The following is a 21817-nucleotide window of genomic DNA, read 5'->3' as shown; positions in this document are numbered from 1 at the left end:
TTCAAAATGCTGTCGAAGCACAAGTCGCTGTGGGCATTAGGTGCCGCCCTCTGGGTGCTCTCAGCGCCCGCACAAGCTCAGGCCCAGGAGCTGGATCAGATTACCCAAGAAGGCGGATCCAACGATCCACTGCTGGACATCGCACTCGAAGACCTGTTGGTGCTGGAGTCGACATCTGTCGCGAAAAAACGACAGAATGTTCGCGATTCAGCAGCGGCTGTTTACGTGATTTCCCAAGAAGAGATCCGCAACACTCCCGGCGGCACCATACCCGATCTCTTGCGGAGGGTTCCGGGCCTCGAGGTCGGCGAGATCGCTAACGGTGCGACCGCTGTGTCAATCCGCGGCTTTAACGGTCGCAATTCCAATTCCCTTCTGGTGATGGTCGATGGGCGCACGATCTATGTCTCCACGCTATCTGGCGTTTTTTGGGACCAACTCAACTTGCCATTGCAAGACATCGAGCGGATCGAAGTGGTCCGCGGCCCAGGAGCTACGCTTTGGGGCGCAAATGCGGTCAATGGTGTCATCAACATCATCACCAAACATAGCGGCGAAACGCTAGGTGCCCGGGCGCACGCAAGGCTTGGCAATCGTAATCAGGAAGCGGCTCTGTCATACGGAGCACGTCTGGGCGATAATGCCACGCTTCGCGCTCACGGCTCATACGGCCGTGACGAGGGGCTGCAGTCGATCGATGGAGAAGACCTTGGCACCGCCACTAACAGTGGCGAACTTGGCCTGCGTCTGGACTGGGAGCCGACTGAACGCGATACCTACACGCTCCAAGCGGATTTAAGTGCTGGATCAGGAGACAGCACGACGATCAGAATTGATCCCTTTCTAGTTGATCCGACCCCAATAGAGGTGGTGACCCAAACGAAATACACCGCCGCCAACGTTCTGGCGCGTTGGCGGCGGCAGCAATCGGATGATTTGAACTGGTCGGTTCAGGCCTACTATTCACATATTCACCGTGAAGAATTGGGGTTCTTCGATCTTCAATGGTCGATAGCCGACGTTGATTTCGGTGCGAATTGGCGACCGAACGAAACCCATGACATCAATTTCGGGATCAATGGTCGCGCCATATGGGACGATTTTTCGACTATCGAGCCCAACATAACTTTTCAGCGAGAGGAGAACACCGACCTTTGGATTAGTGGCTATATTCAGGATGATATCTCGCTCATCCAGGACACATTGCGACTGACAATCGGAGCCAAACTCGAGCGCAACAACTTCACCGGTTTCGAATTTCAGCCAGGTGTGCGCATCTTCTATCGCCCTGATGAAAACATCGGGGTTTGGGCAGCCGCCACACGCGCCGTTCGAACGCCTTCACGATTTGAACGGGATGCCGATTTGCAGTTTGTGGCCGCTCCGGCTTTCTCGAGAACCAATCCATCCCCGTTAACTCTTTTCCCGACCTTGTTGGGCTCACAAGATCTTGAAAGCGAGAACGTCACCGCTTTTGAGGGCGGGTTCAGAGCGGACCTTGCGCCAAAGTGGAACTTTGATGTTGCCGCATATTACAATCTGTATGAAAACCTCAACCAACCAACAGCCATCAGCGCCAATCCGGTATTCATCCCCGGTGTCCCGTTTCCCGTCAGCATTGACGCAGACGTTCAATTTCAATCGCGGGGCGTCACCGACACTTGGGGGGTGGAAGCGGTTTTGAAAGGTGAGATCGCGTCGTGGTGGCAAACGCAGCTTTCTTACTCTCATTTCAACTTCAAAAAGGGCATCGATCCGACAACCGGCACGCCGTTCACTGGGTTCCTGGCACTTAAAGGTTCGCCCAAACACCAAGCCGCGTTCACCAATAACTTCCAGATCGGGTCGTCTCTCGCGCTCAATACGCAGTTGAGATACGTGGATTCGCTGCTTGGTGGGCAGGTTCCATCCTATTTCGCAGGTGATGTACAGCTCCGCTACGAGGCGCCCAACGGGCTGGATGTCTCACTAATCGGAGAGAACCTTTTCGAGGATAGGCGACTGGAATTCCTGCAGGATTCCTACCCTGCACCCGCTTCCTTCAACCCGCGCAGCGTTTCGCTCGAACTGCGCTACCGGTTTTGAGGAGGAGCTAGATATGTTTACTATTTCACGCTTCTCCAAAGTCTTGGGTAAAGCCGTTCTAACGCTTGCCACGGGTGCGCTGGTCGTCGCACCGCTCGCTGCCCAAAGCAGCGATCCAGAGCGCCTGAAAGCCGCCATTGTCTTCAACGTCCTAAGGTTCGTTGATCTGCCAGATAGCGGGCGCGGACCGATGGTTTTTTGCGTATCCGCAAACGATCCAGCGGCGCGCAGCTTTCAAGCATTTTCAGGGCGAGCCGTTGGTTCACGAACGGTCTCTGTACGCACGGTTCGCAATACGGCCTTTAACGGTTGCGATGTGGTCTATCTTGGCTCAGCCAGTTCGCGGGCAGTGGCTAACGCCTCCGCATCAGGCAGACTGGTAATGGGGGATGGCCGAAGCTTTATTGACCGGGGCGGGAGCGTCGGTCTTGTTCGCATGGGAAGTCAGATCCGTTTCGAGATCAATCTCGATGCCGCTGCCAAATCGAATGTCCGGATCAGCTCCAAGCTTATTCGCCTCGCGGCGAGGGTGGAACGGTGACAGGAGAAAAAACCTCTGACGTCTTCGCCAAGATGCGGTTCAAAACGAAGCTGACAGTTTCGAGCGCGATGCTTGTGTCTGTTGCGCTGCTGCTCGCTTGTGTTGGCCTTTTGGGCCTGCAATTTTTCACTGAACAACGGCTTTCACAACAACGTCATGACCAGATCATGCAGGTCATTGCGGCAAACACTGGCCCTGCTTTGATGTTCGCCGATGCGGAAGCAGCACGCGAAAACTTGATCTCCATTAACGGGATCGACGATGTTAACAGGGTGTCGGTTCGTGATGCGAATGGAACGCTGTTTGTCCGGCACGAGAACGCCTCTGCCGAATTTGACGCTGCCGGGTCGACACTGCAAATCATCGAGCGTCCCATTGTTCTGGACGGAGAATTGCTCGGAACCCTTGAGATGCAGGTTCGCCCCAGAACCTTTGCCAACATTTTGAGCGAGACCTGGCTCGCGATGACCGTTTTGTTTTCATTGTGCCTTGCGCTTTCAATGGGTTTTGCAAGGGGCCTGAATCGAATGGCATTCCGCCCGATCAGCCGTTTGAACAATGCGATGCACAAGATCACAGTGTCCAGCGATTACAGCATGCGGCTGGCAGAAGAGCCGGATCCTGATTTCACCGCTATTTCGAACAATTTCAATGCGATGGTTGCAGCGGTCGAGCATCGCGACGTAGTGCTTACCGAAAATGCCCAAGAGCTGCGCAAAGCGCGCGATGATGCCGAAAACGCCAACGTCGCCAAATCGCAATTTCTCGCCAACATGAGCCATGAGCTGCGTACCCCGCTCAACGCCATTCTTGGTTACACCGATGTCCTGAGCGAAGAATTGAAGGATACTGCGAATGCCCGCTCGCTTGAGGACATCCAGTGGATATACAGTTCCGCCCAGCAATTGCTTGCACTGATCAATTCGATCCTCGATCTATCGAAGATCGAAGCTGGAAGGATGGACATCGAGATTCACGAGTTCGATGTTTCCAAGACAGTCCGCGAAGTCGAGAAGATGCTCGCACCGACCGCTGCTCAGAGAAACAATCGGATCCATGTTCAGGTTTCGGATGAAATCGGAGTTGCACATTCGGACTCGGTCAAGCTTCGGCAGGCCTTGCTGAACCTGGGTTCCAACGCTTGCAAGTTCACCGACGGTGGCCAGATATTCATGCTTGCCCGGCGTGATGGCGATGATCTGGTCTTTGCAATCTCGGACACCGGGATCGGCATGAACGAAGAGCAGGTGACCAAGCTCTTCCAACCCTTCAATCAGGCCGATTCTACGACGACACGCCGGTTTGGAGGTACGGGCCTTGGCCTTGCGATCACTCACAGGTTTGCAGCGATGCTGGGTGGAGGGGTTCAGGTGGAATCCAAGCCCGGTGCCGGTTCGACATTCACGCTCCGTATCAAGGCCGATCTCAGCGCAGGAAACGCAGAAGGCAGCGACACCGTCTTGATTGATGCACCAGATGACTATGTTTCAGCGCCTCAGGAAGTCGATCAGTCAAAGCCCTTGGCGGTCATTATCGATGATGAACCCAGCGCAGCCCAACTGCTGCTGCGTATGGCGACGCAGGCAGGATACGCGACGCTCCTTGCCAGCAATGGCCAAGAGGGTCTCGATCTTGTGCGGCAACATCGTCCAACGATAATCTTGCTCGATATCGCGATGCCCAAGGTCGATGGTTGGGGGGTTCTGGATGCCTTGCGAAAGGATGAGGAGCTTGCCTCTACGCCCGTTGTGGTCGTGTCCGTCAGCGATGATCGAAACAAGACGATAGAGGCAGGAGCAAGCGACCATTTGATCAAGCCGATCAGTCGCAGCGAAATTAGCGATGTGCTCTCCCAATACTCCAAACCGCGCACTGGCAAAGTACTGGTGGTGGACGATGATGAAGCTACCGCCAAGTTATACAGTCGTGGGGTTGAACAGGTCGGATACACGGCTTCGATTGCCCATGATGGTAAGGCGGCGCAGGCACTTCTTAGCCAAGCGGATTACGACTTCGTCGTCACCGATCTTCGAATGCCAGAGATCGATGGGCACGAACTCATAGACTGGATCGCCAAATTGCCGGCCGAGACAAAACCATTTGTTATCGTAGTAACCGGTAAAGCGATGAATAACGCAGATACCAACGAACTTGAGAAGAAAGTCGCGAGCGTTATTGCCAAAAACGGCCTCAGTCCTCGCATGCTTGCAGAGGCTTTGTCTTATGCCGAGACCGAAAGATTGAACGGAGGAGCCGCATGATGGAAAGTTTCGATATCAGGCCAGACACTGAGACCAAAACCGTGCTTGTTGTCGATGATATGGCGGCAAACCGAGCCGTACTTTGTCGCCAGCTTGAAATGCACAAATACGCAGTCATCAGCGTGGATAGCGGTGAAGCAGCCCTCGAACTGCTCTCGCGCTCGCGGCCAGATATCATTTTGCTCGATTACATGATGCCGGAGATGAACGGCATCGAAGTCTTGCACGAATTGCGCGCCAATCCGCACACGTCCGATCTCCCGGTAATCATGGTCACAGCGCGCGCAGAGAGTGAGGCGACCGCCGAAGCTCTCAGTGCGGGCGCGGATGATTACGTGACCAAACCGATAGATTTCGTAGTCCTGCGTGCACGTATAGAAAGCCATCTTGCAAAGACCGGTGATACGAGCGAACTGCGTCGCTGCAACGCGGTCCTTGATGAACGCATGACAATGCGCAGCCTTGTGCTGGCCGACATGGAAACTGAGCTTCGCGAGGAAATCGATCTGCGCAAAGAGCTGGAAGCCAAGTTGGCTATGAAACCCGCGCAAGGCACTGCCGCTCCTGGCGCGCAAACGGGTGTGATCGATCAATTGCGAGAGATAAAGGCCAAGTTCGAGATTGTCTTTGAAAGCGTGGTAAGCGGACAAACACCAAACCTTGCGCAAATGTATGAGCTAAACGAGCTCGTCACCAAGCTTGTCGATAGCAATTCCGAGGGCGAGGAATAAACACCCGGTACAATACATGAGTTTTTTGGGGCGTAGCCAAGTGTCGGATTCTCGTAGCGCTAATCGCGCTGCCTCTGGGTAATCCTGCTAATCCAATAGGACAAAGTGGCAAGGCTGCAGATAGCGAGCCCAAGACAATCATTGTTCCACACGAACGCTGCGTTCTTTCGGACACTGACGATGTTGCTGGGTCGAATTTTCTTGGTGCACCGCTTGCTTTGGTAGCGCCTACTTCGATCAAGCTTTCGCTTAGGTCTGGGACACAAATTCACGCGGCAACCGGACGAAAGGCATCGGAGCGTGAATTCACCATCTCGCGCCTCGGCTGAATTACTGCAAAGTAGCTTTCGTCTGATCGTATCGTTCAGGCGGGCTTTTCATATTGAAGCGTATCGTCCACATTGCCGCGTGTGTAAGCGTGATAGCTGCTGCGCGTCTTGGCATAGATGCGCTGAGCGATGGGTTTGCCCCAAGCAGTGTCATTAAGTGCGCTGAATAAGGGGCTGACAAACTTATTACGTCCCACCCTCGCCAAGAAGCGTTCGGCTTGTGGAACGGCGGGATCGAATTCGTTGCGTAGCGCCGCCTCCAGCCAAAGGAACAGCACTTCATTGTTCTCAGTTTGCGAAAGGCCCAAAGCCGTGTCCAGAGCTGACAGCTGCTCGTTGGACAATTCCTGAGGGAGTTCCTCAAGGAACCGTCGCTGCTCTGCCGCTGTCCAACCGCGCCAGGCATCGACATCGGGCAGCGTTGCATCGCTGGCATAAGCAGCGACCGCGCTATCCACTTCGGCAAAGGCAGCATCGTCAGGCTTCCACGCGTTTTCAGGCAGGCCGGTGCCGTAAACCCACTCGTTTAGCATCAACCGTTCTTCCAATTCAGCGTCATCACCGATCAGCTTCTCGCGCAGATCAGCCAGAAACATTTCGGATGTCACTGGCTCGAATGCGTGGCTGTCAAACCACTGGGTCAGCCAGGCATCGAATTTTTCGCGGCCAATGATGTTTTCCACTGTGCGCAGGAACACCGTTCCCTTGTCGTAGATCGCGAAGCCCTTCGTATCGAACGGGCTAATTCCATCGGGAGAGCGCATGGCCGTGGCGGGATTGTCTGCGCCCGCATCTTCGATACCGCTGACCAAACCGGCATAGCTAAGAGCGTATTCTTGCTCGGCGCGCTCTTTGCCATAGACTTCTTCGACGATGCGGTTCTCGAAATAGGAGGTGACACCTTCGTTGAGCCATCCGTCGCGCCAGCTCGAATAGGTGGTCAAGTTACCTGACCAGCTGTGTGCCAATTCATGCGCAACCAGCCCATTGTTGGACCGGTCACCAGCGATAAACGTCGGTGTGAGAAAGGTCATCACCGGGTTTTCCATCCCACCATAAGGGAACGCCGGCGGCAGGACGATCATGTCATATCGGCCCCAGCGATAGTCACCGAACAGCGCGATGCCTGCATCGATCATCTCTTCTGTATCGCCAACTTCTTGCGCGGCTGCTTCGATGACTTCGGGTTCGGCCCAGACACCTGAACGCGGGCCAAGTTCGCGGAACTCGATATTCCCGGCGGCAATGGCAATCAGATACGGCGGAACCGGATTGTTCATCACAAATCGAAAATCGCGGCGATTGCCTTCTTCCTTCGGATCACCCTGAACCACACCGCTCATGACGACATTGAGGGGTTCGGGAGCCGAGATGGTCGCTTCCCACGTCTGACGGATGCCGGGGCTGTCCTGTGTGGGGATCCATGTGCGGTTATTGATCGCCTGTCCCTGACTGAAGATAAACGGATGCTCGCCGCCTGCTGTCTGCTCAGGGCTGAGCCACTGCAAAGCCTCGGCCTCGGGCGCAGAAACATACTCGACAACGATCCGGTGCGTAGGAGCAAGGTCGCCCTCGCCAAGATCGGCTTCGCGTTCCAGTTTCTGAGCCGGAAGCTCAATGGTCAAAGGTTCGCCTTTGCCCTCTACCGTCTCGCCAAGGCCAAATTCCAGAGCGTTACCAGCCTCATCGGTGACCGCAGAGACACGCAAGCCATTGGAATCGAGGATAATGCTATCTGCCTCATCCGCGGCCAGCACATCGAGAGTGGCCGTCCCGCCAATCGTCTTCGCATCGAAGTCCATCGCAAGATCAAGGTCGATATGCGTGACACGCGCCTCTTTGGGCTTTGCAAAGGTCTGATCATCAAACGCTTCTTCACTTGTCAGTATCGGCGCGATTTTGCCCCTTTGAGCCGTGTCCTGCGAGACCACGTCACCACAACCGGCAAGGAGGAATACAAACGGTAGCATAAGAAATGAGACAAAAGCGCGCATCGGGAGGTCCTGACCAAACAGAGTTCTAGGTCGGATTACATGATAAAGCGCAACTTGCCAGCCTTTGATCCAACAAACCATGCCCCACAAATCTTCGACAGACGGGTGAATTAGAGGCCTGTTCCAAGTGTCCACAACTGGCCTCCAAGCAGGCATAGTCAAACTGTGCGGAATCGGCCCGATGTGTGACCAATTCCGCGTGCGCCAAATGAAATTGGACCAGCCTACTGGGCCACATCATGCTTACAATAAGCAGTTGGTCACACATCGCGGCGGCCTGTCATTATTTGACATCAGACTGGAATATGCTGATGCACTTGCGTCGGATTGGTGGGGAGAACAGAATGCGGCGCAATAGCGGCTGGGTAATGAAGACGCTTTTGCTGTTTTTTGCGATAGCAACGCCGGCGCTTGCACAGACATCACCAGAGGTCACCCAATCTGAAGCTGCAGCCCTGAGGGAATGCGGTTCTGACCCGGCCAAAGATCCGATTATCTATGTTGAAGCTGGTCCAAGAAGGTCTTTTCGCGAATGGATCGCGGATGCGGGGCGCGACGGGAAGACGCAAGTGGCGACCTGCCTTGCTGATAAACTGCTTTCGCTGGTTGAAGCCGAAGGCGACGGCCAACTCGCGCGGCTAACTCTACTCTCGCTGATGCATGAAAATCTGCGTGAGGCTGGCAATCTTGAGTATGCGAATCGGTTTCTTGCTGAGTATTTCGAATTTGTCGATACTTCCAATGACTACAATCGACTTTCGGTGGCGCACGCAGAGATTCTGACTGAATTGGGCAAGACTGACGCAGCGCGCGCTCGGCTTGAGCCCTTGATGCAGCTCAGATTTCCCGGTGTATCCGAAAAGCGCCTTTTCTTAGCCTTGGCAAGACTGGCCGCTGCAGAGGGCAATGATGCTGTTGCAGCTCGCGAATATACTCGCGTGTTTGAACTTGAGAAAGAATCGGTAAGTGGTTCGGCTGGCTATTTGCTGATCGGTTGGCTCGATCTCGCTGACACAATCGCGCGCCACGGCGATGAGCAGTACGCGCTATCGGCATATAAATGGATTGCCACGGTATCGTCATTCATGGGCCCTGGCGGGAACGAGAATCGCGAAGATCGCCCAAATTTCGCCGGGCGTTTGGCAATGGATCGCATGGCCAAAATCTACGCCAAGAGGGGTGATCGCGAGCGCGCCAGGTATTTTGCCATACCCGCATTGATCGACGCAGCATACAATCCCAAGGAACCTCGCAAAGTCCAGAAAGCGCGCGAGCTTGCTTATGAGATGGAACAGTTGGGCGCTGATTTGTTCAGCCCCGATGCAATCGAATACAAATGGGCTTGGCAGCTAAGATTGGCTTTCTTTGTCTATGACGGTGGTTTTCAGCCGCCCGCTACTTGGCTTAAATGCGGAGCATATCCGCTTGGGGATCCAGAACCGGAACCCGAAGCGCAGGCGGCATCATCAGGAAGGATAAATCCAACCGTTCCACAACCAGCTTATCAATATTCGGTGCGTGCACCTGCTGCGCCACTGCCGCCACCGTATCAAACGCCTCTGGATGAGCAAATTGATACCAATCGTTTGCCGTTCAACGACGACATCATTCCTCAAAATGACCGTGATGGAAGGCTGCTGCTCCCTTATCGAGAGATTTTGGCCTATTCCAATGTCTGCCTAAGCGAAGGCCTTGAGGCCATTGCCTACACCATCCTCGATGATCACGTTTCAGCGATGAGCCAAGCGGGTTATGGCGGGCTTATGTTCAAAGAGATGGCCGACCTCAGGGCAACTCTTGCCACTCAGTCCGATGACTTCGAATTCGCAGAGCGCGAATATCTAGCAGTGATTGATGACCTTCTCTCTCGACCGGAGGGATTTGAGTTTAAGGATCTGCATAGTCCCTTCTTTTCATTGGTTTCTGTGTACGAGCGTTATGGTCGTTGGGATCGGGCCGAAGCTCTAGCCTTGCGCATGATGAACATACCGATCGGTGGGACCGGCAATACGCAGCGGGTAGGTCTGCGCGGGCTGGAAATGTGGTTTGCACCCAATTTTCACATGCTGTTGATCGATATTTACCTGAAACAGGGAAAAGCCGATCAAGCGCGAGGTATCATCGCAGCCAATTATCCTGACGAACGCCCCATCGACCTTTCCGCGTTGAGCGATGAAGCTTTTGCGCAGCTTGAGGGCTTCGAGACTGAAAAGTCATATAAGACTTGGTTGAGTGGCCAGGCATTCCTCGCCGAGACAGATTATGTTGGAGGCAATCTGGTGGGCGCTATCCGCCGCGCTCAAGCCGCCCTGAACTATTCAGAATTCCAGGGCAATCACATCAGTACGCGGTCAGACCCCCACTTCTATCTTATGCCATGGGAAGAGGAGGCTGATGTACGCGAAACTCTCGGTCGGCTTTATCTTGCCGATCGAAGGTATGACGATGCTGTCGACCTTGCGCGTCAGTCAGCCATTCGTCGCATCTTTCGTCAAATCGAGCGCGAAAATGCGGAGGAAGCCGGCGAGGTTTACCGTTCTCTTGGATATTTCGCTGAAGCGCTAGCAGGAAGCGGGGATTATGGTGCCGCAGGAGTGGTCGTGCGTTTCGCCGATGCAATCTTCGACGTGCGCGATACTCAAAGAGGCGCAGCGCGAAAACGCGGCGAAAGTGAACTTGCTGCCGCCGGCACTGCGTTTCTTCGCATGATCACTCAAACTGTGCCGACACCTGAAAAATATGAAAGCGGCAACTACACTCACAACATGCTGCGCACGATAGACACGAATCCGGGTTTCATGGATCGGTTCGGTCCCGTTTATGCATCCTTTCTTGTCTCAGAAGAAGGGCGAATAACCAATCTTAACCGCCTCAGCAGAGAGACAACGACTTCACTCACCGGAGTTCGCATGCAGTTGGCTGAGAACGGCCAAATTGGTCTTGAGGAGGGCCTGAGCGCTGGAGAAAACTTGCTTTCTCGCCTTGAAGCGCAATGGTCGCTGAGCCAGTCGACTTCGTTCGATACTCAATGGCAATTGCGTAACCTTATCAATGCCCCGCAGCATTATCTGCGACAAGCCAGCTTGCGTTGGAAAGCTGAAGCTGAAGGCGGCGAGAAAGCGGACCGCGAAGAGGTGTTCCGGCTCCTCCAGCGGGGCAGTTACAACGTCGTTGACTTAACGTTGAACAGCGCGATTGCGCACGGCCTGTTCAGGGAGAAAAGCCCAGAGTTGATCGAACTGCTTGATCGACGCAACGAACAGCTGATGACGTACCAATTGGTCATAAGTGCAATGAGTCAAAATGAGTTTGCTGCATTGGAAGCGCAGGTTTCACTTACTCCTCTCCTCGAAGAACTAGAGGCAATCGATGCGCAGATTGCGAAGGATCATTCGGATTATCTTGAGTTCATGAAAGCTGATCCCATGTCGATTGCAGAGGCTCAGGCGCTCCTGAAACCCAGCGAAGCTTTGCTGATGCTGATCCCGACAAGCGGCGGAACGCATGGCTTTGTCATCACGCCAAACTCGACCACCTGGAAACTGTTGGAAATCGACAAAGATGGAGTGACCCGAGGAGTGCGACGGCTCTTGTGGTTTGCCGGAGGAGAGATTGAGCCAACGGGTGAAGGGTATGATGAATGGATCGAGGGTACAGATGGTGGCCTTTCCGGTTATGATCGTGACGCCGCATTTGCGCTTTATTCAAAATTGATCGCTCCTTTGATGGGTGAGCTGCAAGGAAGTGAGCAGGTCTTTCTTGCGCCATCGGGTGCGCTTGCCACTTTGCCGTTTGGCATGTTGGTAAGAGAGGAACCGCAAGGACGGGATGATAATCCCGATGATTTGCGCGCAACCGCGTGGCTCGCTGAAGCCTTTCCAATGGTGCAGGTGCCTTCATTCAATTCCTTTGCTTCGCTGCGCCGCTATGTGTCGGATGATACGCAAGCTGTTGATGTTTTTCGCGGGTTTGGAGCGCCAATTCTTTCTGATGTTGAAAGCGACCGGAGCGATCGTGGGCGCAAACGTGGGGGCCAGACCTTGTCCGCTAACCTGTTCCAGCGCGAATTCGGTTCGCTGGCTGACGTCGAGGCTCTTCGCGCCATGTCCAGTCTCAAAAACACTGAAACCGAGCTGCGCGAAATGGCACGAGCACTTGGGGCAGATGAAGATCGCACCCTGCTGTTGGCTGGTGATTTGACCGAAGAGACCATTCGAGCAATGGACTTGTCCGACACGCGAATTCTCGCCTTTGCCACCCACGCGCTGGTTGCAGATGACAGCAGCGGATTTACTGAACCCGGCTTGGTGCTAACCCCGCCAGAAACGGCTTCACCTGCCAACGATGGCTACCTTAGTGCCAGCGAAATTGCCGCTCTTGATCTTAACGCTTTGTGGGTCGTTTTGTCCGCTTGCAACACAGCGGCCGGCGACCCTTCCACCGGAGCGCCCGGTCTTTCAGGATTGGTGCGCGCTTTCTTCCATGCTGGCGCACGCAACCTTCTGGCATCACACTGGGTGGTTGATGACGAGATTGCATCAAAGCTTACCGTGCGTATTGTTGAAATTGGCCGCGACAATCCATCGCTAAGTCGAGCAGCAGCCTTTCAGCAAGCGATGCGTGAGATACGGGAGAACCCTAAACACGATGGGGTCAATCGTTTTGGCTTTGAAGAGAGTTGGGCTCATCCAAGTCAATGGGCTCCGTTTAGCCTCATTGGTGCAGGTGGCTAGCTTATCGTGTGGACTTGCTAAAACGCGAACTCTGGCAAGGTCAGGAAGAAGAGGATCAGTAATCGTCATTCTCATCCTCTTCTTCCGGGACTTCCCATTGGATGCTGCGCACAAGCGTGCGCTTCTCATCTCCGCGATAGGAACCGTCGACACGTTTGCCCCCATCAAGAACGATGACGCCTTTGCACGTTTCATCGTCAAGCATAGGGTATCCTGAGCTGGCCAATACCTTACAGGAAATCACGCGTTCATCGACGCCGACAACAATTTCGATTTGGGTTTGTCCCTCCAACCCTTCTTCAAGCGCTTTAGCGGGATAGGTTAGACCAAGGTCGTCGAAAGAGAAGATACCTTCGCTGTCGCCTGCAATCTGCCAAACAACGCTGTTTGTATAGCGCGTTTCCACAGGGTTGCCGTCCTGATCGAGCTCTCGTTCAAACCGGGCGTAACGCACGATAGATTGGCAGGTCCTGCGATCCAGCAAAGAGTAGCCGCTCGATAGAGTAACCCTACAATCGTCCGCACGGCCGCCCACGTTAACTCTGGCCACAAATCCCACCATACCATCTTGTTCTAAGAACAATGACATCGCTGGGTATGATCGGCCAATGCGGCTGGACCACCTCTGCTGGTTACGCGGCGTAGCTTCTATTCTGGGTAGAGGTTTTTCACCTGGTTTCCGAAGAACAATCGAAGTGTCCGCGTTGGAGCTTTGGAGACCTTCAGGACCTGCACCAGATGCTTCGTTTGTTGCATTTGCCAGTGATGTGCTGACGAGCAGCGCAAACCCACTCACTGCCCATAGCTTGGTCATCAATTGTTCCCCCAACCACGGCATTACTGCGTAAATCTAAAGGCTCCATAGGCCACACGCCTTTGCGGAGTAAACAGGCAGGACCTTATGGGCTTGGCATGGCCAAGTCGCTTTTCAACTCGCTCGCGTCAAGCATCCATGGTGACGATGGCATCACCATTTGGAATGCGCTTTTCCTCACCCAAGTGTGAGTGCATCCCTTACGCTGGCCATGTTGCGGCGGCTCACCGGCACTACGCTGCCGTCGGACATCTCCAGATTTCCTGTGCCTGCACTCTCGCGGGTTAACGATTTGACGCAGGACGCGTTGACTATGTGAGAGCGGTGCACCCGGATAAAGCCGTCCGATAACTCTCGCTCCAACGCCGCGAGGCTCGCGTTGTAAAGAGCGCTGCGCCCATTGCTCAGAAACACTTCGACATAATCGCCCGCCCCGCTGAAACGCACAATGTCACTGGCAGCGACAAATTCGACCTTGCCATTGCTGGTGAGCTCTATGCGTTTTGGAGCGCTGTCCTCGGCCACCGGATTTTCAGTCAATCCGCCGCCACGCGCTTGTTTGAAAAACAGCCACAGCAGGCCCGCCGAAACCAACAGAAAGAGGATGGTGTCGAGAAAGAACCCGCCAAGCCAATAGATCACAACCGCAAGTACCGCACTGATAAGCGCCAACCACGCCCCGCTGCGATTTCCTTGCCTAAGGTACGCTGTGACGCCAGCTGTACCAACCGCGAGCATGGCGGTGACAAAGACGAGGCCGGTTTTCAGGTCAAAGCCGGGTTGAAACGCGCTGATTGCGAGCATTACGGCAAGCACGGCTGACAAGGCTATCAAACGTCGCCGCGGGTAGGCCCTAAAAAGGAGTAGCAGCACATAGGCGACAAAGCTCAGGCTCAAAAAAATCGCAAAGGTGAGGATCAGCGACAATCGCAAATCGTGCAATGGATAGGGGTAGGGCATTATGTCACGCGCGGCTTCCGCTGCGAGCTGCAAGGCGGCGGCCAGCGAAAGCGCAGCGATCAGCGCTGAACCTGTACGATCATCGCCGCGAAAGGATCGCACCCCAAAAAACACAAAGCCTGCGACAAACAACCCCAGGGTGACGAGAGCAAACCAAGTCGCTGGCCCTGGCTGGCGCGGGTCTCGATAGGGCGCGAGAGCCATGTTGTGGATCGGCGAATTGAGCGTGATACCGCCGTTCATCGAAGACAGGCGCATCACAAGACGGTTTTCTCCCGGCCTTAGCGTTCCTTCCGGCACAAAGAACACCGCATCCATATTGCCGGGATCTTCGCTGCTTTGCGATGCGCCCGGTTTGCCGTTCGTACCAATCGGCACTCCATTCAGGATGGCCTCGCTTGACGCCTTTGCGCTTACGAACAGGCCAAGCGGTTTGCCCAGTTCGAGAAGAGCTGGCTCTGCATCAAACACCATTTCCACCCGCACCATCCGGTCTTGAGGATCTGCGAGATAAAATGGGACTGTACGGCAATCGGCTCCTGCAAAGTCCGAGGGCGGTTCAAAGGTCAGATCCGCATCACAAACGCGTGCTGGATGATCGATGAGGCTCTGATAATCCTGCGCCCTTGCGGCGACAGAGAATGTCAGGAACGACAATATGAGGATGGCAATGCGAAACACCTGGACACGTATAGCTCCCGATAAACGGGAAGTCCCCCCGCTCACCGATTAGAACCCCCCGTTAACAGATCGCCCCCTGTTCAAAGCCAGCAAATCGGCCAGTTTCAGGCTCAATCCACGATCAACCAATCGGAAAGAGCCGTTATGAAAAAACCACAAATTGTCAGTGCCCTTGCACTTTTGATGGCTGCCAGTTCCCTCACCTTCTCGCCTGGCTCTGCGCATGCTGCGCCCAATGAAGAAGCAATCACTTTTGAGGCTGGCAATGGCGAAAGCGTGGAGGCCTTTCGCGGAACGCTAACCGTGCCGATGAACCGCAGCGATCCGAACAGCGGGACGACTGAGAACGCCTATGTACGCTTTCCGGCAACGACAAAGACGCCTGGCAGTCCGATTGTCTATCTCTCAGGCGGGCCCGGTGGCTCTGGAATTGGCACGGCCAGAGGCGAGCGCTTCCCCCTTTTCATGGCGATGCGCCAGCACGGAGATGTCATCGCATTCGACCAACGCGGCACTGGCCAGTCTGAGAAACCGGAACGCTGCGCTTCCAGCGTCACGATAGGCGACATGGAGCGGGTCAGCGACGAAGAGCATAACAAGCGTTATCGCCAAGCCGTGCGCGAATGCGCAGCGCGCTGGCAAGAGGCTGGCGTTGACCTGCGCGGCTTTAACACCATTGAAAGCGCACAGGACCTCTCTGATCTTCGCAAACATCTCGGCGCGGATCAGATTTCATTGTGGTCGATTTCTTATGGAAGCCATCTGGCTTTGGCGGCCCTTGCGGCAATCCCTGACGAACTGGACCGCGTAATCATGGCGGCGACTGAGGGCCTCGACCAAACGGTCAAATTGCCTGCGCGCACCCTTGGCTATTTTGAACGCTTGCAAGCCGCCGTTGATGCACAGCCAGAAGCCGCGCGGCTTTATCCCGATATTCTGGGCCTGATGAACCGCGTTCATGCAAAGCTCGACGCCGAACCGATGACTGTCACCGTGCCAAAGCGTGATGGGACGACTTATGATCTGCTTTTGCAGAAGCGTCATTTGCAGCAATTTACGGGCGGATTGATTGCTGATCCCCAATATGCGGCGGTCGCTCTGATGATGTACCGGCAAATTGACGAGGGCGACCCAACTTTGATCACCTTCATTCTACAACGTTTCTGGGCCCCGGAAGAGCCGATTACTTTGTCTGCCATGTCGCTATTGATGGACCGCGCATCGGGCATCACGCCTGCTCGCCTCCAGGCATTTCAACACCAGGCTGAGAGTTCTCCTGTTGGCGAATATCTGAATTTCCCGATGCCGCAGGTTCTTGATGAACTGCAGTCAGTCGATTTGGGGCCGGATTTTCGTGACGGGCCGTTTGGGGATACGCCGGTCCTTATGTTGACCGGGACGTTGGACGGGCGGACCTATCCCGAAGCGCATCTTGAAGCGACGGCTGGGCTCAGCAATGTGCAGCATATCGTGGTTGAGAACACCGGCCATAACCTGTTCATGACGACGCCCGAGGTTGGCGAGGCGATGCACACTTTTATGCGCGGCGAAACGGCTAAGTCTGATCGTATATTCGTCGAAGCGCCGGACTTTTCCAAACTGCCTAATTTGGGAGGCTGATTGGCCTTCGTTCAGTCAGTAATCGGATAATCTCTTAACCGCGCTCAGCACAAAGTGGCCCCGAGCAAAGGCGGACTGAGGTCTGTAGGCACGAAAGACAAGCAGGAATGGCCCCTTGGGCGCGGGAAGCCAATTCAGGTGATGGGGCGGCCTTTGGTGTGATATCTCAAGAATGATGGTCCCATCTGGTTGTCGCACAAGGCCGCCGTTGGTGGAACGTATGGCATAGCGATCCAACGGATTTTCATGCAAGAACCATCTTCCCGCACCATCGCTCTTGTACAAAGTCAGCGACCAAAAGCCATCGACAGGCACATCGGCGGGGATAGGCAAACGGTACCGAAACGCGCCATTGAGAGTGTCGCCGTTTGCATCGCGGGTAGTGATTGGATTGATCGCCTCTTGGGTTGGAAGCGCAGCAAGACCTCCCAGCGCAATTGCCGAGCGATAAAGATCGTCTTCGCCAAATTGCCCGATGTTGGACGCAGGATAGCGCCACCCATTTCGAAGCGTACCTGAATTCTCCAACGCTTCCTTCGTGTCGATAAATAGCTGTCCGAGCGCGGTATCCCAGACCTTCTTGATGCCGGGTGAGGGCACCTGAACTGCCATGTCTGAGGCAGGGCCAATTCCTGCCCTTGCAAAACACCCCAGCCTCTTTTGATGAATGCTTCGAACCGGACCCCTCGAAAGCGCGCCATTTACCACCGACAGGAATTCCTGGGCGCTAGGCGTCTTTGGTATCTGCGCCTCTGAAAAGGTGTCCGCAGCCAATGTGCCTGCAGCCAATGTGCCCGTTTCCTCGATTGTGTAGGCTTGCTGTAATTCCTGAGCTGCGGCGAGGTCACCGGGTCCTTTGACAAAGGTTCTGCCGACCAACCAGACGTCGCGGCTGGGTGAAGCGATCACGGTGGCGCCAGCTGCGGCCTCACCCTCCCAGTCCGGGCCCACAATCAGATACTCACGTGCCTTGGTCGTCTCGTTTCGCAGGATCGCAAAAACGTCAGAGAACGGGTCCATCAACTGGATGCTGTGGTAGCGTGTTCCCATCTCCGGGATCGAAAAACGCAAGGGTCCGCCTGACAAATCCAGCCAAGCGGTCGAATAAAGTGTGTCCGTGTTGGGCATTGTGATTGAGCGATCGCTTGGGCCCGACAACCTGGTTCGATGAAGCAGACTATTTGGCCTTGCTCCGGGCAAAGAGAGAGTGCGTTGGCGCATACGGCTCATCTCGTAGACCGGGTAGCCGAAGAAGAACGCTTTGCGGATTGCCTCAGCCTCAGACTGGGTAGCCGCGCATTGCGGCCGGGGAGGCTTCGATGAATCCATGTCGATGCTCGCGCAAGAAGCCGAAAGAAATGCGGCGAGAGATATGATGGCAGCTGGCCGCATGGGGCAAAACCCTCCCGTTTCGCACAGCTTAGCAAGCGGCCTTGGCTTAGAATGTCGAAAATGCAACATTCAAACGCTATGGATTTCTTGCGCTACACGCCCACCCCGTTTCTTGGCTTCCTGACCGACGACCAAGTGGCACGACTGAAGAAGGCGGGGCATCGTCGCACGCTTAACGATGGTCAGTTCATTCACAGCCGCGGAGACACTGATCCCGGCATTTCAATTATCGAAAGCGGCGCTGCGAAGGCCGGGATCTACGGAACCGATGGCGAGTTCATCCTGACCTCATTCCTCGGTCCGGGACATTCATTCGGTGAGTTCACCGTCTTTACGCAGATCCCGCTTAGTCACGATGTCTCGGCAGTCGGTCCGACCAGTGTAATCAGAATACCAAGCCGGACATTCCTAGAACTGGGTGAGGCACAGCCGGCCTATTTGAGCGCCTTAATGCGCGCGACCTTGATGCGCTCGCATATCCTGCTTGAGATGTTGCACGCGGTCAGAATCTTGCCGCTAGTTCCGCGTGTGGCAAAATTTCTCCTGATCCTCACTCCGCCGCCGCCTGCAAAGCCGCGATTGCGTTTCAAGCAGACCGATCTTGCTGCAACGATTGGCCTGTCTCGTGCATCCATGAACCGCGCTCTTGGCAAACTTGAAGACCTTGGCTTCATCGAAAGAAACTACAATTTCATAGAAGTGCTGCGCCTGCACGAGATGCACCAATGGCTTCAGGCTGAGGTCGGCGACTATTGATCCTTGGTTCGCCCCATACGTTCCTTGCCATGCGAAAATCACGATTGTCTCATTTTAGACATTCGGTTTTCGACGTCGCTGATAGAGACTCCCGAAATAAAAGAAGCGTGGTCCCGCAAGGATTGCGATCGGGAGGTAGGGAAAATGAAGTTCACAAAAAACTCAAACCGCATTCTGCTTGCCGGTGCGTCAGCCCTGGCGATGGTCTCGCTTTCCAACGAAGCCATGGCGCAGACCAATACAAGCGGGGCTGAGGCGAGCGAAGACAATGACCAACTTCCCGTCATAATCGTCAGCGCGACCCGCCGCGCAGGCGACGTGCAAGACATCCCTATCGCTGTCACCGCAATCGACGCGCAGCAGCTTGAGCGCGCGGCTGTGGCGGACATCACTTTGCTCGATAACGTCGCACCCAGCTTCAACCTGAATGCATCGGGCACAACCACCGGCGGTATTACGCTGCGCATTCGTGGCATTGGAACAACCGGCAACAACACAGGCCTTGAAAGCGCGGTCGGGGTGTTCCTCGACGGGGTGTACCTTTCTCGCCCGGGGGTCGCGCTGGGAGACCTGCTGGATATTGAGCGGGTCGAGGTCCTGCGCGGCCCGCAAGGCACGCTGTTCGGGCGCAACACCTCTGCTGGTGCGCTCGATATCAGGACCAAGAAACCGCGTCTCGACCGCGTCGAAGGCTTCGCCAACGCGACCTATGGCAACTACGATCTGGTCAACCTTCAAGCGGGCATCAACGTGCCTGTTGTCGCTGACAAATTCGCCCTTCGCCTCGCCGGTGCATTTCGCGACCGTGGCGGCTTTATCGAAGGACCGACCGGTGTTGAAAGCAACACAATCGAGCGCATTGTCATGCGCGGGCAGGCTCTCTTCGATCTGGGTTCGGGCGGCGAACTGCGTTTGATCGGCGACTACACCGAAGGCGATGATGCATGCTGCCATGCGATCTGGCTACAGGATGGGCCGACTGTAAACTTCCCCGCCTTCGGGTTACCAGCCAATGGCGGCGCTCCCAATATCGGAGCCGATGCCCTCGATGATCTGCGCTCAAACGATGGCCAGTTTGATACACCGTTTGAGACATGGGGTGTTTCCGCAGAGTATAATGTTGAGACGCCGATTGGCGACCTCACCTATATTGGCTCTTACCGTGACTTTGAATCCCGCACCGCGCTAGAGACTGACTACACTCAGCTGAGTATGTTCACGATCGGCGCGTCTGAACAGGCGATTGCACTTGGGGGCACCGGCAATGACATCCTGCGTAGCAGCGCAGGGTCGGATATTCTGGACGGCGGGTCTGGCGACGATACTTATGTCATCACCAGCGGCACTCACACTCTGGTTGAGGCAGCAGGTGGGGGCAATGACCGGGTTATTTCTTCCATCGACATCGTGCTTGGCGAAAACATCGAGACGCTCGAGCTGCGCGATAATGCGCGCATTGGCACCGGCAATGCACTTGGCAATGTGATCACAGGAACTGGCGGCGATAACGAGCTTTCGGGTCTGGGCGGCGATGACCGCCTCGAAGGGCTTGCTGGCAATGACATTTTGCGCGGCGGCGATGGTGCCGATTTGCTTGATGGCAGCTTTGGCAATGACGAACTTTTCGGTGATGCAGGCAATGATATCCTGCGCGGCGGTGACGAAGCCGATGTGCTTGAAGGCGGATCGGGCGATGACGCACTGTTCGGTGATTTTGGCGATGATATCTTGCGCGGCGGAGACAACGCCGACTTCCTCGATGGTGGCTTAGGCGATGACGTCCTAGACGGTGGCGGGGCCGATGATACGGCTGATTACAGCAATGCGTTTGGGCCGGTTCGCATCGATCTGACCATTGAAACGGCGCAGGACACTGGCGACTATGGCGTCGATACCCTGATCAGCATTGAACGTGTTATCGGGGGCAGCGGCGGTGACACCATCATCGGCAATGATGCGGTGAACGTTTTCACCGGTGGCTTTGGAGATGACGTAATCGAAGGGGGCTCGAACGTCGACACAGCCATCTTCCGGGGCACTCTTGCGAATTACACTGTGGTGCAGTTTACAGACCGTTCTTTCGGCGTTTCTGGCCCCGATGGAAACGACCTTCTCATCGGCATCGAGTTTGCGCAGTTTGATGATCAGATCCTGCGCCTTCGCCCAGGGCTTGGTGTAACGGTCAATTTCGACACGCCGGACCCGGCCATTTATCAAGCGGCGATGAACAATATCCGCGATTTCGACGGAAACGCGCTTGGCGGCAATGGGAACTGGCTGCGCATTGGTGCGGCCGACATCAACGGAGATGGCGATATCGACCAAATCCTTGTCAACGATGCCATTGGCCGGTTTGCAACGGTTGGTGCGGACAGCGAAGGCCTCGTCTACTTTGAAGACTTCAGCTGGGCGGGCGAAACCCGCGTCGCCGGCATCTACATTGATCCTCTCGTGCAATCTGGCGATGTGGTGCAGGGCTCACCCAATGACAGCCAACGCCGTTTCCAGAACGATCTGGAGATCGAAAACATCAACCGCGTGCTTGGCGCTGATGATTATGACGGTGATGGCCTTCAGGACGTGTATTTTGCGCTCAACGATGGCACCGCATTCTTGCGCGCAGTGATGGAGGCAGACGGGAACATTCGCTACGCCAACTATCAGTCACAAGAGCAGGTCATCGAATTCCTGAACGCAAACGGTTTTGGTGAAGAAACCTATGGCGATTGGTTCGACAATGGTTCGCAATCTGCATCTGGCGAGCCGGTATCAGGTGGGCCAGCTGTGCTGTTTGCAAGTCCCGACGTGCCAGACATTGCACAACCTATTCCGCTGGACGACATCGGAGACGATTTCACGTTTGCAGGGCCGCTTTTGACCGATGATCTGATGAGCGAATTTTACGGCTAGGACATTTGTC

Annotated in this window: 12 protein-coding genes and 1 pseudogene; 9 read left to right on the top strand and 4 right to left on the bottom strand. The window is 55.1% G+C overall.

Annotated features, from left to right (window positions below; translation table 11 throughout):
- The first annotated feature begins 6 nt into the window (after positions 1 to 6).
- Genes EH31_RS05285 through EH31_RS05270 form a run of 4 tightly spaced genes read left to right on the top strand, consistent with a single transcriptional unit; the run spans position 7 to position 5618 of the window.
- On the top strand, positions 7 to 2085 hold the full coding sequence (locus tag EH31_RS05285) for a TonB-dependent receptor plug domain-containing protein (protein ID WP_034958487.1): 2079 nt from the start codon (positions 7 to 9) through the stop codon (positions 2083 to 2085).
- A 13-nt stretch (positions 2086 to 2098) separates the two neighbouring features.
- Positions 2099 to 2626: a YfiR family protein gene (locus tag EH31_RS05280; RefSeq protein ID WP_034958486.1), complete on the top strand. Its 528-nt coding sequence runs from the start codon at positions 2099 to 2101 to the stop codon at positions 2624 to 2626.
- Positions 2623 to 4887, top strand: coding sequence for a response regulator (locus EH31_RS16770; RefSeq protein WP_051698955.1), 2265 nt, complete (start codon positions 2623 to 2625; stop codon positions 4885 to 4887). The genes EH31_RS05280 and EH31_RS16770 overlap by 4 nt, the downstream gene beginning before the upstream one ends.
- On the top strand, positions 4887 to 5618 hold the full coding sequence (locus tag EH31_RS05270; RefSeq protein WP_051698954.1) for a response regulator: 732 nt from the start codon (positions 4887 to 4889) through the stop codon (positions 5616 to 5618). The genes EH31_RS16770 and EH31_RS05270 overlap by 1 nt, the downstream gene beginning before the upstream one ends.
- A 364-nt stretch (positions 5619 to 5982) precedes the next feature.
- Here the strand turns inward: EH31_RS05270 and EH31_RS05265 are convergent, their stop codons facing one another.
- A complete protein-coding gene (locus tag EH31_RS05265) occupies positions 5983 to 7941 on the bottom strand; it encodes a M1 family metallopeptidase (protein WP_034958485.1) in 1959 nt (652 codons plus the stop codon).
- 344 nt (positions 7942 to 8285) lie between these two features.
- Between EH31_RS05265 and EH31_RS16765 the strand changes: the two genes are divergently transcribed.
- Complete coding sequence (locus EH31_RS16765; protein WP_161782130.1) at positions 8286 to 12674, top strand: CHAT domain-containing protein; 4389 nt, start codon at positions 8286 to 8288, stop codon at positions 12672 to 12674.
- A 55-nt stretch (positions 12675 to 12729) separates the two neighbouring features.
- Here the strand turns inward: EH31_RS16765 and EH31_RS17180 are convergent, their stop codons facing one another.
- Positions 12730 to 13488, bottom strand: coding sequence for a TonB family protein (locus EH31_RS17180; protein WP_161782129.1), 759 nt, complete (start codon positions 13486 to 13488; stop codon positions 12730 to 12732).
- Between the two features lie 177 nt (positions 13489 to 13665).
- Entirely contained in the window at positions 13666 to 15129 is a 1464-nt protein-coding gene (locus EH31_RS05250) for a LytR/AlgR family response regulator transcription factor (RefSeq protein ID WP_152553460.1), read from the bottom strand.
- A gap of 183 nt (positions 15130 to 15312) precedes the next feature.
- Between EH31_RS05250 and EH31_RS05245 the strand changes: the two genes are divergently transcribed.
- A complete protein-coding gene (locus tag EH31_RS05245; protein WP_206742011.1) occupies positions 15313 to 16749 on the top strand; it encodes an alpha/beta fold hydrolase in 1437 nt (478 codons plus the stop codon).
- 15 nt (positions 16750 to 16764) lie between these two features.
- Here EH31_RS05245 and EH31_RS05240 read toward each other — a convergent pair whose 3' ends face one another.
- Positions 16765 to 18078, bottom strand: a complete 1314-nt coding sequence (locus EH31_RS05240) for a DUF1254 domain-containing protein (RefSeq protein ID WP_161782128.1) — start codon at positions 18076 to 18078, stop codon at positions 16765 to 16767.
- Positions 18079 to 18201: 123 nt separating this feature from the next.
- Here EH31_RS05240 and EH31_RS05235 point away from each other — a divergent pair, with 123 nt between their 5' ends.
- The 3 genes and pseudogenes from EH31_RS05235 to EH31_RS18125 all read left to right on the top strand — a co-directional run bounded on the left by EH31_RS05235 (position 18202) and on the right by EH31_RS18125 (position 21807).
- Positions 18202 to 18897, top strand: coding sequence for a Crp/Fnr family transcriptional regulator (locus EH31_RS05235; RefSeq protein ID WP_206742010.1), 696 nt, complete (start codon positions 18202 to 18204; stop codon positions 18895 to 18897).
- 144 nt (positions 18898 to 19041) lie between these two features.
- Positions 19042 to 20694, top strand: a pseudogene (locus EH31_RS18130) (TonB-dependent receptor plug domain-containing protein); the annotation flags it as partial.
- 45 nt (positions 20695 to 20739) lie between these two features.
- On the top strand, positions 20740 to 21807 hold the full coding sequence (locus tag EH31_RS18125) for a hypothetical protein (RefSeq protein ID WP_422110918.1): 1068 nt from the start codon (positions 20740 to 20742) through the stop codon (positions 21805 to 21807).
- Positions 21808 to 21817 lie beyond the last annotated feature (10 nt).

Source organism: Erythrobacter longus (assembly GCF_000715015.1).
GTDB lineage: Bacteria > Pseudomonadota > Alphaproteobacteria > Sphingomonadales > Sphingomonadaceae > Erythrobacter > Erythrobacter longus.
Note: the sequence above shows the minus strand (reverse complement) of the source record. Positions and strands in the feature narration are given on the sequence as shown.

What these genes read in the sequence shown, in the direction of transcription:
- EH31_RS05240 (WP_161782128.1), bottom strand. Translation starts at nt 18,078, where the DNA reads ATGGATTCATCGAAGCCTCCCCGGCCGCAATGCGCGGCTACCCAGTCT.
- EH31_RS17180 (WP_161782129.1), bottom strand. Translation starts at nt 13,488, where the DNA reads ATGACCAAGCTATGGGCAGTGAGTGGGTTTGCGCTGCTCGTCAGCACA.
- EH31_RS05285 (WP_034958487.1), top strand. Translation starts at nt 7, where the DNA reads ATGCTGTCGAAGCACAAGTCGCTGTGGGCATTAGGTGCCGCCCTCTGG.
- EH31_RS05280 (WP_034958486.1), top strand. Translation starts at nt 2,099, where the DNA reads ATGTTTACTATTTCACGCTTCTCCAAAGTCTTGGGTAAAGCCGTTCTA.
- EH31_RS05245 (WP_206742011.1), top strand. Translation starts at nt 15,313, where the DNA reads ATGGCTGCCAGTTCCCTCACCTTCTCGCCTGGCTCTGCGCATGCTGCG.
- EH31_RS16765 (WP_161782130.1), top strand. Translation starts at nt 8,286, where the DNA reads ATGCGGCGCAATAGCGGCTGGGTAATGAAGACGCTTTTGCTGTTTTTT.
- EH31_RS05270 (WP_051698954.1), top strand. Translation starts at nt 4,887, where the DNA reads ATGGAAAGTTTCGATATCAGGCCAGACACTGAGACCAAAACCGTGCTT.
- EH31_RS05235 (WP_206742010.1), top strand. Translation starts at nt 18,202, where the DNA reads ATGCAACATTCAAACGCTATGGATTTCTTGCGCTACACGCCCACCCCG.
- EH31_RS05265 (WP_034958485.1), bottom strand. Translation starts at nt 7,941, where the DNA reads ATGCGCGCTTTTGTCTCATTTCTTATGCTACCGTTTGTATTCCTCCTT.